Origin of the sequence: Capnocytophaga genosp. AHN8471, assembly GCF_016806945.1 — a bacterium.
In the GTDB taxonomy this organism is placed as follows: Bacteria; Bacteroidota; Bacteroidia; order Flavobacteriales; family Flavobacteriaceae; genus Capnocytophaga; species Capnocytophaga periodontitidis.
Map to the genome: position 1 here is coordinate 1 of NZ_JAESPJ010000038.1, position 14,990 is coordinate 14,990.

Here is a 14,990-nt window from a genome sequence, read left to right on the forward strand (position 1 = left end):
TAAAATAAAACATATATGGATAGTAACTGTTGTTAAGAAAGTTTTACATGATATTATTGATGTTTATTATGAATATATTTTTGATTGCACAAGTGGAAAATATGTTCGGAAAGAGTATGAAAGATATAATAATGCTGCTGGAGGATTTGAATTGCCTCCATTAAAAAACAGCAAAGAACAGCAAGAAAATTCAACCTCCCTCTTCATAGAAGAAACCACTCAGCCTAAAGAGTTAGGTGTACCCTATAAACAAGGCGGCTATTACCCTCCTAGCACTTACCAACTCTACAACGGCAGAGCGTAAAACAAAGAGGAATGGGTAGCGTATGTAAAAACACGCCCTTGGAGGGAAAGGTTATTTCTAAGTTAATTTAAAACTTAATCACTATGCCACAAATCATCACCAATACCGCAGAACTCAGTTGCAATCAAGGTATAGCAACGAGTAAACTCAATGTTACAAGTCAAGATTTTGTAACTATTGAGGGTAAAGCTATGGCTACTGAGGAGGACAAGCAAGCGAATACCAATATACAGCCTTTTAAGCAATGCAAACTAAAACCTTCTTCTGGTGGTTATTTACCTTGTGTGCCTGCACCCATCAAATGGGAAGATACGGCTGAGAAAGACACTATCAACGGGCAAAAAATACTTACAGAAAACTCCTATTGTATGTGCTCAGTAGGTGGTAAAATCACCATAAAAGACAAAGGGCACAACGAAAATCACAATACAGAATGACCTAATCGCTACGACTTCGGAGTGCCACATTCTGCGCCCCCTTGCGCACAAGTAGTTTTGAGTAGCCTAAAAGGTTTTTCAGCTGCTCAAAACACAACTTGCTACCATCTGGTGATGGTAAAACATAGCCCAAAGGGCTATATTTAGGTTAGTCTACAAACTGCGCCACAGCGCACTCATCTACACTCTTTAAAGGGTATTTTTGAGCTAAAAACAAGGGTTTTGCTTTATGCTACAAAATATTGTATTCCAAGTGTCTTTTACTTTATTAACTTATTGATTTTCAGTAATTATACTGTTCTAACGTTACAACGTTTGTACTTACCTATGCCCTCTCCACATATTTTTTTGGCAAAAAAAAGCCGCTTATGGAACTTTGCTCTCGTAACGCAATTCTATAAGCGGTTATTTCTTAAAAATAAGACTGTTATAACTCTATAAGTCTCATATTAATATCATAGAAAATAAAAAAGGGGCTGTCCTTAAAAGTTTAAACTAAACTTTTCGGACAGCCTCTTCTTTTATAAACAAGCACTTTTATGCCCCTATTTCAAGGATTGTCAGCAATTGCTTTATTATTTAATATTCGCTTGAAAGGCTGCTTCTGTAATTCTCCTATAAACTTCTACAGTTTTTCTATTCTGCCAATTATCCAACAAAGTATTGGTAGTAATAGTAAGTTGGTCGTTAGTTATTTCAAAAGTAGGCAGAGCTCTCTCTTTTCCGTCGTTTATCATAAAACTATTCCCTAACAATGTATAAGATTTGGCTTCTACATTTCCATAACTACATTGCTGATTGTTATAAGTAAAGTTATACTCACGAAGCTTGTCGCGACCAAAAACCAACATCGAGCGTTGTGTACATTCGTCTAAGGTAGTCGCTACTCCATTCACTGTTTTAGATACTATTTGCCAATATCCTACCAAAGGATTGTTTTGAGAAGGTTTATATTCCATTTTATTAATTTCCTCCAATTCACTTTGAGTAAGTTTTCTAAATACAGCTACCCCTTCATTATTGTTTTTATCTCTATATTTTAAGGTAAGTTTATTCCCGCTAATAGAAAAAGTATAGATATCTTCTCCTTTTTTTAGCGTGTTACCCGATACAGTATAGTTAGTAGGAGTATTTTTTTCAAATGTACAGTTACCAGTATTATCGGTATCAAAATCATACGTTTGTTGCTGTGTGCCATTGTATATTCGCACCTCTTTGGCATCACAGGCAGGTAATGGTATTTCTTTCCCATTAACTGATATCGATTCTAATTGCCACGCTCCAATAAGTGCTTGGGGGTCGTTAGTGCTATCATCGTCCTTGCTACCACAAGACGAAACCATTGTTGCAAGTGCTATAAAAGCACCTAATAAAATTTTTCTCATTGTGTTTATTTTTTTTTGTTTAAAGCGCAAAGATAGTAAAAAAAACAACAATACCAATCAAGAGTGGAAAAATAATTTATAACTTACAAATGAACGAATCATCCATTTGCCTAATTGACAAATTATTCTTACTTTTGTGCCCTAACTTAATTATCACTTAATAATGAAGAAATTTTTTATAAGCCTAATAGCAGGTATTGCTTTAGTAAGTTGTAGCAAAAACGACGACAATAAAAAAGAAAATCCCCAAGAAAGTAATATCCTCCGCAAAATGACCACAAGAGATGCTGAGGGAAACAGCTCAGTAGCTTTATATACAGTAGAAAATGGAAGACTCACTACCATAACCCATCAAAAATATAGCAAAAACGGCACCCCAAATGGTACTCCCGAGGTAAGTACTTTCTACTATGATAGCCATAATCGTATCATCAAAGCTGTAACTACAGGCTCTGAGGGGGGAGCTGACGACAAAACCGATAAATACAGCTATGACGATCAGGGAAACCTCGTTACATACGAAAAAATATTTACTGATAGTCACAGGTCTAAAGAGTTTTACGAATACAGCTATACAGGCAAACAGCTCACGAAAATATTTCAAAAAACCTACATAAAAGGAAGTATAAATGGGGTACCCCACACCAGAATAGATTGTTATGAAGAGACTTTCACTTATAGTAATGGAGGTAATACCATAGTACAACACAATAAAGGTTTTGAAATAGATGCTCAAGGGGCTGTGATAAGTGGAACTATCTACGAAGCTAACACTATTACCTATACACTTTCCAACGGCAATGTTGTAAAAACAGATAATAAAGATTCCGATGGTCGTTTGCATTACGTAGTAGAAAGCACTTACGACACTAAAAACAATCCTTTACAACATTTTGTTAGTATGTTAGCCCTATATCCCGAAGTTTTTAGTGAAAAAGCAAAGAATAATATCACTAAAATGACCACTACCATAAATGATAATGGTAAGACTCAAGTAACTACTGTTCGCTCTGAGTACAACTACAATGCATCGGGCTATCCTATCAGTGCCAAAGTGTACACTAAAAATGATAATGAGACAGAAAAAGAATCAACAATAGTATATGAGTACTAAGTGCATTAGTTATGAATAAAACAAAAAAGACTGCTAAAAAGCAGTCTTTTTTTATTTTTTACTATTTTGTTTGCCTAAATAATGATCGAGGGCAACGGTCATCGAGGGGCTTTCGGGTGAAGGCGCTTTGATATCGATAATGAGTCCTGCTTCTTCAGCAGCTTTAAGAGTTGCATCGCCATAAACGGCTATTTTAGTTTTCTTTTGTGAGAAATCGGGGAAACTCTTAAAAAGGGCTTCTATACCTGCAGGTGAAAAGAAAGTGAGTATATCGTACTTATTTTCTTTCAGTGCCGAAATATCACAGTATACTGTGCGGTAAAACACCACGCGTTCCCATTTGATTTTGATTTCGTCTAAGGCTGCAAAAGCCTCTGGTTTGGGTACATCCGAGCCTGGGAAGAGAAATTTCTCATCTTTGTATTTTTTGAGGATAGGCAAAAGATCGGCGAACTCTTTTTTACCTACATATATTTTGCGCTTGCGATAGGTGATGTACTTTTGCAGGTAGTAAGCGATGGCTTCCGATTGGCAAAAGTACTTCATTGTAATAGGCACTTTAAAGCGCATTTCTTCAGCTATGCGAAAATAATGGTCTACTGATTTCCGGCTGGTGAGAATAACGGCTGTAAAATTAGTAAGGTCAATCTTCTGCATTCTAATGTCCTTAGCGGTCATCCCTTCTACTTTGATAAAAGGCACAAAATCTACTTTCACATTGTGGTTTTGTATGATTTGTGCATACGGAGAGTTCTCAGCCTTTGGTTCTGGTTGCGAAACTAATATCGATTTTACCTTCATAAATGTTATTTCTTCACACTTCCTAAAAATACCTTGTTCCGTAAACGAGAAAGATATAGGGTGCTATTTCAAGGGTGCAAAGATACAAAATAAAATAGAATAAGTACGGTTTTATTTCTTTTTGATTGGATTTTATGATTTTAAGCCAACTTAATATATTGATAATCAGTAGTATCATCAACAATACTAAAAGAAGCAAAAACAAGTGTTTTTCGCTTGTAAAAGGTAGATAAACACCAAAAAAAAGGACGATTACCATCACAATTGCAGCATACGACGAGTAGGCTACCCTGCTAAAAATGTAGTCTCTACTAAAATCGGAAAGGTCGAAAAGACTGCTTATCCACTGCTGAAGGAGGAGTTTTATAATAAGGAATACAAATATGAAAAGCACTATTTCTAAGAACATAAACTTCTCGGCATAAAGTGTTGTTATTCCATAGTGTTTCAGGCATACGTATACAAAAAGCGCTAAACACAAACATTGTGTGAGGTAGAGTACTACTGTAAAGAGGTGAAGTTTGCGTTCCTTTTTGCCATAGATAATAATGTACTTATTGTTGAACAACAATCGTTGATAGTCGGTAAAATGTTTAGGATAGAACACGCGTAGGAAGGCTACCAACCCAAAAATGAGCAGGAAGGCAGGGAATATCCAAGTGAGATAGGTGCGATGTATGAGCAGTGCGTCCAAAATTACTAAATGGGTTATTTAATGAGTTCTTCTTTAGGTTGTGTTTCTGTTTTGAGCTCGTTGTTAGAGGGGTTCATCGCTTTGCTGAGGCTGTCGCGTTGCAACTGGATTCTCTTTTCTACTTTCTTTACAATGGTATCGTATTCTTTAGGAAAAGAAGCGTAGTACACCATATTTTGTGCCAGCGAAAGACTGTCGATTGCGTATTTTTTGTAGATGAACTGTTGTGGGTTGAACTGCAACGAGTCTAATTTTTGGGCTTGTGAAACTTTCATCGATTCTAATACTGCCAAATCGTAAAGCAAGTTTTCCATTTGTTTTTCGTCTAAAAACTTATCGGGTTTTGGCACGATGTTCTTTTTGCAGGCTGTTACTGTGAGCAGTAAAGCGAATATATAAATAATTTTCTTCATAGTTTGTTTTATTATCTGTTGAAAGTGATGCGTTGCCCCTGAGAGGTAGCTATTACCTTACCATTGTGATACACCTGTTTGCCGTTTACGAAAGTGCTCACTACAGCCGAGTGAAATTGTTGTCCTTCCAGCGGACTCCAGCCACATTTATACAGCAGGTTGTTTTTCTGTACTGTCCATTGGGTATCCATATCCACTAACACAAGGTCGGCGAAATAACCTTCACGCAAGAACCCGCGGTCTTTTACTTGAAAAAGAATAGCGGGATTATGACACATTTTTTCTACTATTTTTTTGATAGAAATGCTACCTTTATGAGCTTTCTCGAGCATTGCCACGAGCGAGTGCTGTACCAAAGGCGCCCCTGAGGGGATATTAGTATAGCCTTTGCGTTGTTTTTCTTCCAACGTGTGCGGTGCGTGATCAGTAGCAATCACATCCAGACGGTCGTCTAAAAGGGCTTGCCACAGCGCAGTGCGGTCATCAGCCGTTTTTACCGCCGGATTCCATTTGATGAAAGCCCCGCGAGTAGTATAATCATCTTCCGAAAACCACAAATGATGCACGCATACCTCAGCGGTGATTTTCTTATCTTTTAGCGGAATATCATTGCGGAAGAGGTCGGTTTCGGCAGCCGTAGAGAGGTGGAACACGTGCAGGCGTGCGGCGGTTTTTTCAGCCAAATCAATGGCGCGTGAAGAGGATAGATAGCAGGCTTCAGCACTTCGGATATGAGGGTGCAGGTCTATAGGGATATCCTCGCCATACAAGGCTTGATAGTGGGCTAAATTCTTGCGAATAGTCGCTTCATCTTCGCAATGGGCGGCAATTACTAAATCTACATTATTAAAAATAGCTTCTATGGTTTTCTCGTTGTCTACGAGCATATTTCCCGTAGATGAGCCTAAGAAGAGCTTCACCCCTGCACAAGCGTTTTTATCTAAGCGTTTCAGTTCTTCGAGGTTGTCGTTTGTACCCCCCAAGAAAAAAGAATAGTTAGCATAAGAGGATTGTTTGGCAATCGCAAATTTCTCTTCCAAAAGCGGAATCGTTACGGTTTGAGGTACGGTGTTAGGTTGCTCAAAAAAGGTAGTTACACCGCCGGCTACCGCAGCTCGACTTTCGGTAGCGATAGTAGCTTTATGAGTAAGCCCAGGTTCGCGGAAGTGCACTTGGTCGTCAATCACCCCAGGAAGGAGGTATTTACCTTCGGCTTCTATCACCTCATAATTCCCTTTAGGAGTAATGTGGGTACCTATTTGGGCAATGCGCTCTCCCTCAATCAAGAGGTCGCCTTGAAAGAGGGTGTTTTCGTTTACAATAATGGCATTTTTGATTAATGTCTTCATCTCATTAATAATTTATTTGATACCTATCCCCTATTTCCTATCTTCTATCCCCTGAACACAAGGTGTTTATATACTCCACCTGCGAGCTCTTGATGATTTACATATTCAAACCCTAAACGGGAGTAAAGGCGTTCGGCTTGTGGATTTTGCACATCCACGAGTAAGCCTATGGGCTGAGTAGCCACCTTTTTGAGGTGCGTGATAAGTTTGGAGCCTATACCTTTGCCTTGAGCTGTGGGCAATACGCTGAGGGTATCTATATAAAGTTCACCTTCATTGGTCTCATCTTCGAGCACAATATCTATACCATAGCTACTGCGAATGAGTGCCAACACAGGGGCGCGCAAGCGGTGCAAATGCGCTCCATCATAAGCAATTATCGACCCTATTACGGTGTTATTTTCCTCGTATAGCCAAGCATTTTTATAGGAATATTGATTATCTTCTTGTTCAAAGAGCTTTTGTAGTAGGGCAATAGCCTCTTCTTTATGGTCTTTGCCTATCATTTTATACACGATTTCCTCCATTGCTTGAAACATTAAGGGGGCGACAGCAGAGGCATCGGTAGGGGTAGCAGGTCGTATCATCAGTTTAAAAATATCAGTTTTTGAATTAAGTTTTCTCCCAAGCGCTCGTTGAGGTTCTCAATAATTTTGGTTTTGCCATAACTCAGTTCGTTGCTAAGTGCAGGGGAGCTCAAGTGCACATATAGGGTGTTGCCTTTGAGCTCTACCGAGGTAGTATAGCGCGCTATTGCAGAGCCCATCAGTTCATTCCAAAGGGTTGGCAACGAGGCTTTTTGCAAACCGTAATTGAGGTGGTTTTGCTTTACAATGAGCTTGATAACCTCCGAGAGGGTGTGAGTATTTCCGTCCATAATTTTAATACTTTAATTACTTATCATTGTAATGTCCGAAAGCAGAAAGTACTTCTACTTTTTTTTCTTCCTCAAAAACTTCATATATAAAGCGATGTTTTCCATTGATTCGTTTGGAATATACATTTCTTTCTCCATATCCTTTAAGAGGTTCCGTCTGTCCAGTTCCTTTTGTAGGGGTCTCTTCTAACTCATCTAAAAAAGCATCTATCTTTTTTAGTATTTGTTTGTTACCTGATTGTTTATGGATTTTTAAATCACTGAAAAATTCTTTTGAATAAATAATCTCAAAGGTTGGTTGTTTTTCTTCCATTAGTCAAACATCAATTTTTTCATTTCTTCCCTACTCATTTGTATTTTTTCACCAGCTCTTGCACGATCTATTTTAGCAAAAAAAGCCTCCTTAGTCATCAAAGTTTCGTCCTTTTCTTCTTTAATAACTTTGGTTGTAGCTTTCAAACTGTTTAAAATTTTTTCGATAAATGGAAAGTCTGCAGCTTGTATTTCTGATTGGAATGTAATTGTGGTTGCTTCCATAGTTTCAATATTTTTTGCAAATGTACAAATTAATTCACAATTCACAATTATTTACCTGACCTATTACTTGTTAGCTATCACTAAAAAAGAGGTTGTCTAAAGTTTAGACAACCTCTTTACAATTATAAAGCCAGCAGTACTCAAAGCTGGATTTTGTTAGTTACATTCTGTTTTAAACTCTGCTCTGGTTCCTTGTTTTCTCCATCCTGCAGGAAGATTAGCTAATTGTTCAGCGCTTACTTTTATACATAGTAAGGAGTTAGCTCCGTTCAATTGCATATACGTAAGTTTTGTGTTTTTTGAAAGGTCTAAACTCGTTAGAGAATTGTTCTCATTTAGGTATAAACCTTTGAGTTCGGTAAGTTTAGAAATATCTAAAGAAGTGAGTGTTGTTTTGTTGCAGATAAGTTGAGTTATTGCAGTATTAAGAGTAACACCTTTTAGAGCTGCCCCTCCACAAGTAAATGTTTTGATATGCTCATTTTGAGAAATATCAATGCTGGTAACTCCTTCTCTCTCTCCATCAAATTCTATTTTTGTAAGTTTGCCATAAATAGTGAGAGTTTTAGAGTTTCCTATCTTTACAAATAGAGAACCTCTTTTCATCATATCTTGGTAAATACTTCCTATAGCTTCATCAGCATCTTTTATGCCGTTGTTGTTAAGGTCTATCCACACCTCAGGAATATCATTCTCTGCAATTGCAACGCTTAACATAAAGGAATCACCTTCAGCCTTGTTAGTAACAAAAGTTACTTTAGGTGTTATGGTAGCAGTTCCTTTTAGCGGAATGGTAATAGTTCCTGCATTGCTTTTAATCACTAAGTTAGCTGTTTTATTTCCATTAGTTTTAGGAGAAAGGGTAACGGTAAATTCGTATTTTTTACCTACTCCTATAGTAATGGGCGAAGCGGAGGTTGTAAACTCATCGGCATTAGCACCTGTGAATTCCACTGATGTAATAGTAACATCGGTTGTACCTGTGTTAGTGATAGTGAAGGTTTTAGAAGTAGTACCATTCACAAAATCGCCTTTAGGGGCAGTTACTTCCACCTTAGGGGTTGGTGGTTGTTGCGGATTGTCGTCATTCTTTTTACAAGAAACGAAAGTAGCGAATGCTAATGAAAATAGCATTACTGAAAAACTGAATCTTTTTTTCATAAAACTGAATTTTAAATTTTATTGGCAAATATACAAAATAATTGCCAATTAACAATGAACAACTTGTTTTTGTTAGTTACAATCTATTTATTTGTCGCTTTAGTTATATTTGTAACAACCTCTCCCCTTTTTGCGCTTTTTGGCATACTTTTAGTACGTTAGCCCGCACAAGCATTGGTACATTAGAAAATCTTTTGTACTTTTGCGCCCTTATAAAATATAAATTAATAGCACATTATTATGAAAAAAATTGTAGCAATAGCGGCTTTATTAGCCACTACCATCGCCTTTGGTCAGGCTCAGAAAAAGAATGGTTGGGAGCGTGCCAAACTCAATGGAAAAGTAAAAACATATACCCAAACAGGTATCCAAGTTACTGAAGAAGGACAAGAAATTCCTATGAATTCCGAACTTTTTACTCAGTTTGACAAAAAAGGAACTCCCGTGAAAATGTACTCTAAACAAAATGGTATGACCATCAATTTTGTGGATGTGTACGACAAAGAAGGACTTTTGTTAGAATCGGCTTCTCACGATGATTCTAATACTCTCCTTTCTAAAAACGTATATGAATACGACGAGCGCGGTAACCTTACCAAACACGATGTTGAAACTCCTGATGGTAATATCTTTATGAGTCGTATCAATGCTTATAACGGTCAAGACCAGTTGATAGAACGCACCGAATGTATGGCTGGATTGTGCGATGAGAAAATCACCTATACCTACCTTCCTAACGGAAAAGTAGCTGAAGAATCTAAATACAGCAAAAAAGAATTATCAAGTAAAACTGTATATACTTACGATGCTAAAGGTAATACCATTGAAAAACAAGTGTTTGACAAAGATAATAACCTAAAACAGCGCATTACTTCAGTTTTTGACGACAACAACAACGAAACAGAAGTAAAATACTTTGATAAAGATGGTAATGTTACCAAAACAGAATCGTACACACTTGTGTATGACAAGAAGAAAAACTGGATAAAGAAAACAATGTCGGTTGATGGTAAACCCACGATGATTTTACTTCAGAAGCTAAAATATTATTAATAGATAGCAAAAAAGCTGCTCTAAAACGGAGCAGCTTTTTTTTATTACCAAAAGTAAACCTATAAATATAACTTGGACAGCATTGTAGGATAATAATTCTAAAAAAATGGCGTATAATCAAAAATAATTGATTATTTTTGCAATCAATATAAAAACAAGCACATTAAAAAAACAATCTTCGATGAAGATATACAAACATACTCAGATGAAACAGGAAATAAAATTATTAAAGTCTTTGAAGAACACAAAGCTGGTGAAACAATAAAAATAACTCCTGAAAGATTATGGACGGTATAGAAAAACAAACTGTACAACAACAGTTGTGGGATATTATAGTAGAAGTATCGTGGGGAGAAATATCTGAACAATACTTCAAAAAAAGTAGGTCTTGGTTATCTAAAAAGATGAATGGCAAAGGTTTTAATGGTGGAGAAGGTGGTTTTTCTTCTGATGAAATTGAAACTTTGCGAGGTGCCTTAGTAGATCTATCCGACCGTATCAAACGTGCTGCTTATAACTTACAGTAAATGTATAACATAATTATTTATCTTATAAAAGCAATCCTCCCGCTGATTGCTCTCTTCAATAAAAAAATACGTCTCTTTGTAAGCGGACGTAAAACTGTATGGACAACCCTTAATGAAAAATTAGATAAAAATGCGCGTTATGTGTGGTTACACGCGGCTTCTTTAGGTGAGTTTGAACAAGGATTGCCCGTAGCCAAAGCCCTTAGAGCGCAAGGTTACAAAATACTCATTACTTTCTTCTCACCCTCAGGTTATGAGGTACGCAAAAACACCCCCGATGCCGATATAGTAGTCTATCTTCCTCTCGATACGCGCGCAAATGCTCGTAAGTTTGTACAGCTCGTAAATCCTGTAATGGCTATCTTTGTGAAATACGAGTTTTGGGTGAACTACCTCAATGAACTTAAAAAAGCGCAAATGCCTACTTATTTGCTCTCCGGTATTTTTAGAAAAGATCAAATTTTCTTTAAGCCTTACGGCAGAATGATGCGAAAAGCGCTGCACTGTTTTACGCATTTCTTTGTACAGAACGACCTTTCTAAAACCCTGCTCAACAGTTTAGGTTTTACTAATGTAACGGTGAGTGGTGACACCCGTTTTGACCGTGTAGCCGAAATAGCCGAAAGAGACAACCATCTCGATTTTATAGAACAATTCAAAGGGGATGCTTTGTGTGTGGTATTTGGCAGCTCTTGGCCTGCCGATGAAGAGGTTTATTTGCAGTATCTCAACACTTGCAAAGCTAATATAAAATTTATTATTGCCCCTCACAATATCCACCCTACTGAGATAGCTGTACTGAGAGATAACAAGCAGAAATTAGACCGCAAAGTTGCCCTTTTCAGTGAGAAAGATACTCTTAACCTCTCTGATTACGAGGTACTCATTCTCGATACTATCGGTATGCTCACCAAGGTATACAGTTATGCCGATATAGCTTATGTAGGTGGAGGTATGGGAACTTCGGGATTACACAATGTGTTAGAACCAGCCGTTTTTGGTATTCCAGTGATTATTGGTAAGAACTATGAAAAATTCAATGAAGCAAAAGAATTAGTCGCTTTAGGAGGTGTACTATCTGTTGATAGTAGAGAAGCATTTGCTGAGGTGATGAATAGCCTTGTAAATTCGGATGAAAGACGACAGATAGTAGGAAATATCAATCGTGATTATATAGCAACAAAAAAAGGCGCTACAAGCACCTTTTTAAAGGGAATATAAAATAATTAAATTCTAATAAAAACTTTGCCAAAGTGCTATAACATAAAAGCTATAAATACTTTGGCAAAGTATAATTTACAATCTTATTGCTTGGGTAGCTCGTACTACTCAGATTGTGCTTGAATTACGGCAAGCGTAGCCAAATTCACCATTTCATCAACAGTAGAACCGAGTGTAGTAACGTGAATAGGTTTGGTAAGACCTAATATTACGGGGCCTATGGTATCTAAGTGTTGGGTTTCTTTGAGGAGTTTATAACTGATGTTTGCAGCCTCAAGGTTAGGGAAGATGAGCACATTAGCCCCTTTGCCGTTGTTGAGTTTTGAGAACGGATAGTTCTTAGCAATCTTATCGGGATTGAGGGCAAAATCGGCTTGGATTTCTCCATCTACTACTAAATCAGGGTGATGTTTGTGCAAATAAGCTACCGCCTCACGTACTTTGAGACTGCTTTCGGATACTGCCGAACCAAAGTTAGAATACGACAACATCGCTACTGAAGGTTCTAAACCAAACGATTTTACTGCTTTTGCCGTTAGCAAAGCGATATTAGCTAACTCTTCGGCAGTAGGGTTGATATTGATAGTCGCATCGGATAGGAAAATAGGTCCTTGCTTGCTGAACATAATGCTGGTAGCAGCGATGCGGCGCACTCCTTCTTCTTTTTTAATAATCTCTAAAACAGGGCGAATAGCTTTTGGATAAGCGTGTGAATAACCTGTAATCATCGCATCGGCTTGACCAGTTTCTACGAGCATTGTACCAAAATAGTTGCGTTCACGCATTAGTCGTTCAGCTACTTCATAGGTAATACCACGGCGTGCGCGCAATTTCCAATAGTGTTGTACAAACTTCTCACGGCGTGCGCGCTCGGCATCGCTCTTAGGGTCGATTACATCTACACGACCGTTAAATCCTATTTCGTATTTAAGGGCTTTGATGAGTTCTTTATTGCCTAAAAGCACTGGAATACCAATGCCGTCCTCATAGATGCGTTGTGCTGCTTTGAGCACTTCTAATTGGTCGGCTTCAGCGAAAACGATGCGTTTAGGAGCGCGTTTGGCACGGTCTTGCAAGAGGCGTATTTCTTTGCTTCCTACGCCTATTCTATCCATTAATTCACCTTTGTAGGCTTCCCAATCGGTGATAGGTTTCTGTGCCACTCCCGATGCTATAGCTGCTTTGGCGATAGCAGGGGGTACTTCGTAAATCAAGCGAGGGTCAAACGGTTTAGGAATGATATAGTTGCGACCGAAAGTAAGGTTTTCGCCGCCATATACAAGACTCACTTTTTGAGGTACAGGTTTTTTAGCCAATTCGGCAATAGCGCGTACCGCAGCGAGTTTCATTTCTTCATTGATTTTGGTAGCTCGAACATCTAACGCTCCGCGGAAGATATAAGGGAAACCGAGTACGTTGTTCACTTGGTTAGGGAAGTCGGAACGACCCGTTGCCATAATGATATCTTTACGTGTTTTGATAGCCAAATCATAATCGATTTCAGGGGTAGGGTTTGCCATTGCAAATACAATTGCATCCTTGTTCATAGAGAGCAACATCTCTGGGGTGAGCACATCGCCTTTAGAAAGACCGATGAACACATCAGAGCCTTTTACGGCTTCTTCGAGGGTGTGGAGATTGCGGTCGGTAGCGAACTCAGCTTTTTGTTCGGTGAGATTAGGGGAATCTTTGCGAATTACTCCTTTGCTATCGCACATTACGATATTTTTAGGGTCGGCACCTAAAGCCACATAGAGGCGTGTACAAGAGATAGCAGCAGCACCTGCACCATTTACTACTATTTGTGCTTTGGCGATGTCCTTACCTACGATTTCCAAGGCATTGATGAGGGCAGCCGCCGAAATGATAGCTGTACCGTGCTGGTCGTCGTGCATTACAGGGATATCCAATTCTTCTTTTAGGCGTCGTTCAATTTCAAAAGCTTCAGGAGCTTTGATATCCTCGAGGTTAATACCCCCAAAAGTAGGTGCAATTGCTTTTACGGTTTCTATGAATTTATCTACATCGGTGGCATCTATTTCGATGTCGAACACATCAATACCCGCAAAGATTTTGAAGAGCAAACCTTTACCTTCCATTACGGGTTTAGAGGCATCGGCGCCTATATCGCCTAAGCCAAGAACCGCAGTTCCATTAGAAATTACGGCTACCAGATTGCTTTTGGCAGTATATTTATAGGCGTTACTTTTATCGTCGGCGATAGCCAAACAAGGTTCGGCTACCCCTGGTGAATAAGCCAACGCGAGATCGTGTTGTGTAGCGTGTTTTTTAGTAGGTACGATAGCGATTTTCCCAGGTTGAGGGAACTCGTGATAGTGTAATGCTTCTTCTTTTTTTCTTTGATCCATTTGTTTTAGGTAAGAGGTAAGAAGTAAGAGGTATTACCTAATTACTTGTTACCTATTATTGTTTATAAGTGCAAAATTATAAAATAATTACGAATTATGAAGTACGAATGACGAAAAATTAGGAATTACCTCATCGGCGGCGCAAAGTACTTGCTCCTCTCCTACCCCTATGACTCTCATTCCAGCGGCTTTAGCAGCTTGTACGCCTGCAGGAGCATCTTCAAACACACAGCATTGGGCAGAAGGTAGTTGCAAAAGTTCAGCAGCTTTGAGAAAGACTTCGGGGTTGGGTTTGGCTTGAGTTACCATAGTGCCATCAACAATAGCATCGAACAGTGGCAAAATGCCTGTGCGCTCTAATACCAAACGCGCATTCTTGCTGGCAGAGCCCAAGGCAATTTTCTTTCCTTTGTTTTTCAGCGAATGCAAAAAATCGGCTACACCTACGAGCAGTTCACTGCTATCGATATGGGCGATATACTGCAAATAGAGTTCGTTTTTGCGGAGAGCTAAGGCTTGGAACTCATTTTCAGGCAGTGTTTTACCTGCCCACTGAAGTATTTTGTGCAGTGAGACCTCCCTACCTATGCCTTTGAGTTGCTCGTTATGTGTGGGAGTGAGCTCAAAGCCAAATTCTTGAGCGATAGTTTTCCACGCGCGGTAATGGTACTTGGCGGTATCTACGAGTACGCCGTCTAAATCAAAAATATATCCTTCCATTGAAAAGTGAATAGTACAAAGAAAAACC

Annotated in this window: 17 protein-coding genes and 1 pseudogene; 6 read left to right on the forward strand and 12 right to left on the reverse strand. The window is 38.6% G+C overall.

What is annotated here, in order from left to right:
* Both JMN12_RS14170 and JMN12_RS14175 read left to right on the forward strand, forming a co-directional pair.
* Positions 1-304: pseudogene (locus tag JMN12_RS14170) on the forward strand (hypothetical protein); the annotation flags it as partial.
* Between the two features lie 83 nt (positions 305-387).
* Complete coding sequence (locus tag JMN12_RS14175; RefSeq protein WP_203139909.1) at positions 388-741, forward strand: DUF4280 domain-containing protein; 354 nt, start codon at positions 388-390, stop codon at positions 739-741.
* Between the two features lie 575 nt (positions 742-1,316).
* Here the strand turns inward: JMN12_RS14175 and JMN12_RS14180 are convergent.
* The gene (locus JMN12_RS14180; protein ID WP_203139911.1) at positions 1,317-2,126 is read right to left on the reverse strand and encodes a lipocalin family protein; all 810 of its coding nucleotides are present in this window, start codon (positions 2,124-2,126) and stop codon (positions 1,317-1,319) included.
* Between the two features lie 163 nt (positions 2,127-2,289).
* Between JMN12_RS14180 and JMN12_RS14185 the strand changes: the two genes are divergently transcribed.
* Positions 2,290-3,240, forward strand: coding sequence for a hypothetical protein (locus tag JMN12_RS14185; RefSeq protein WP_203080980.1), 951 nt, complete (start codon positions 2,290-2,292; stop codon positions 3,238-3,240).
* 51 nt (positions 3,241-3,291) lie between these two features.
* On the opposite strand, the gene JMN12_RS14190 is transcribed toward JMN12_RS14185, so the two are convergent.
* The 9 genes from JMN12_RS14190 to JMN12_RS14230 form a co-directional block, all read right to left on the reverse strand.
* Complete coding sequence (locus JMN12_RS14190) at positions 3,292-4,041, reverse strand: uroporphyrinogen-III synthase (RefSeq protein ID WP_009750715.1); 750 nt, start codon at positions 4,039-4,041, stop codon at positions 3,292-3,294.
* Positions 4,042-4,063: 22 nt separating this feature from the next.
* Positions 4,064-4,735: a DUF4271 domain-containing protein gene (locus JMN12_RS14195; RefSeq protein ID WP_203080979.1), complete on the reverse strand. Its 672-nt coding sequence runs from the start codon at positions 4,733-4,735 to the stop codon at positions 4,064-4,066.
* A gap of 14 nt (positions 4,736-4,749) precedes the next feature.
* Positions 4,750-5,148 (reverse strand): DUF4296 domain-containing protein, encoded by a 399-nt coding sequence (locus tag JMN12_RS14200; RefSeq protein WP_198466865.1) that lies wholly within the window; start codon positions 5,146-5,148, stop codon positions 4,750-4,752.
* Between the two features lie 11 nt (positions 5,149-5,159).
* A complete protein-coding gene (locus JMN12_RS14205) occupies positions 5,160-6,497 on the reverse strand; it encodes a dihydroorotase (protein WP_203080978.1) in 1,338 nt (445 codons plus the stop codon).
* A 44-nt stretch (positions 6,498-6,541) separates the two neighbouring features.
* Entirely contained in the window at positions 6,542-7,084 is a 543-nt protein-coding gene (locus JMN12_RS14210; RefSeq protein WP_203080977.1) for a GNAT family N-acetyltransferase, read from the reverse strand.
* Entirely contained in the window at positions 7,084-7,374 is a 291-nt protein-coding gene (locus JMN12_RS14215; protein WP_203080976.1) for a DUF721 domain-containing protein, read from the reverse strand. Before JMN12_RS14215 ends, JMN12_RS14210 begins: the two co-directional genes overlap by 1 nt.
* Before the next feature lie 16 nt (positions 7,375-7,390).
* Positions 7,391-7,687 (reverse strand): Txe/YoeB family addiction module toxin, encoded by a 297-nt coding sequence (locus JMN12_RS14220; RefSeq protein WP_095898466.1) that lies wholly within the window; start codon positions 7,685-7,687, stop codon positions 7,391-7,393.
* Positions 7,687-7,911, reverse strand: coding sequence for a hypothetical protein (locus JMN12_RS14225; protein ID WP_203080975.1), 225 nt, complete (start codon positions 7,909-7,911; stop codon positions 7,687-7,689). Before JMN12_RS14225 ends, JMN12_RS14220 begins: the two co-directional genes overlap by 1 nt.
* A gap of 156 nt (positions 7,912-8,067) precedes the next feature.
* A complete protein-coding gene (locus tag JMN12_RS14230) occupies positions 8,068-9,072 on the reverse strand; it encodes a choice-of-anchor D domain-containing protein (protein WP_203080974.1) in 1,005 nt (334 codons plus the stop codon).
* A 240-nt stretch (positions 9,073-9,312) separates the two neighbouring features.
* Here JMN12_RS14230 and JMN12_RS14235 point away from each other — a divergent pair, with 240 nt between their 5' ends.
* The 3 genes from JMN12_RS14235 to JMN12_RS14245 all read left to right on the forward strand — a co-directional run bounded on the left by JMN12_RS14235 (position 9,313) and on the right by JMN12_RS14245 (position 11,873).
* Entirely contained in the window at positions 9,313-10,125 is an 813-nt protein-coding gene (locus tag JMN12_RS14235; protein ID WP_198466860.1) for a type IV secretion protein Rhs, read from the forward strand.
* Between the two features lie 284 nt (positions 10,126-10,409).
* Positions 10,410-10,652 (forward strand): DUF5053 domain-containing protein, encoded by a 243-nt coding sequence (locus tag JMN12_RS14240; RefSeq protein WP_203139913.1) that lies wholly within the window; start codon positions 10,410-10,412, stop codon positions 10,650-10,652.
* Entirely contained in the window at positions 10,653-11,873 is a 1,221-nt protein-coding gene (locus JMN12_RS14245; protein WP_203139915.1) for a 3-deoxy-D-manno-octulosonic acid transferase, read from the forward strand. It abuts the gene before it with no gap.
* Between the two features lie 104 nt (positions 11,874-11,977).
* Here JMN12_RS14245 and JMN12_RS14250 read toward each other — a convergent pair whose 3' ends face one another.
* Together JMN12_RS14250 and pgmB are read right to left on the reverse strand one after the other, a co-directional pair.
* A complete protein-coding gene (locus JMN12_RS14250; RefSeq protein WP_203139917.1) occupies positions 11,978-14,242 on the reverse strand; it encodes an NADP-dependent malic enzyme in 2,265 nt (754 codons plus the stop codon).
* An 87-nt stretch (positions 14,243-14,329) separates the two neighbouring features.
* A complete protein-coding gene (pgmB, locus tag JMN12_RS14255; protein ID WP_203139919.1) occupies positions 14,330-14,962 on the reverse strand; it encodes a beta-phosphoglucomutase in 633 nt (210 codons plus the stop codon).
* Between the last annotated feature and the right edge of the window lie 28 nt (positions 14,963-14,990).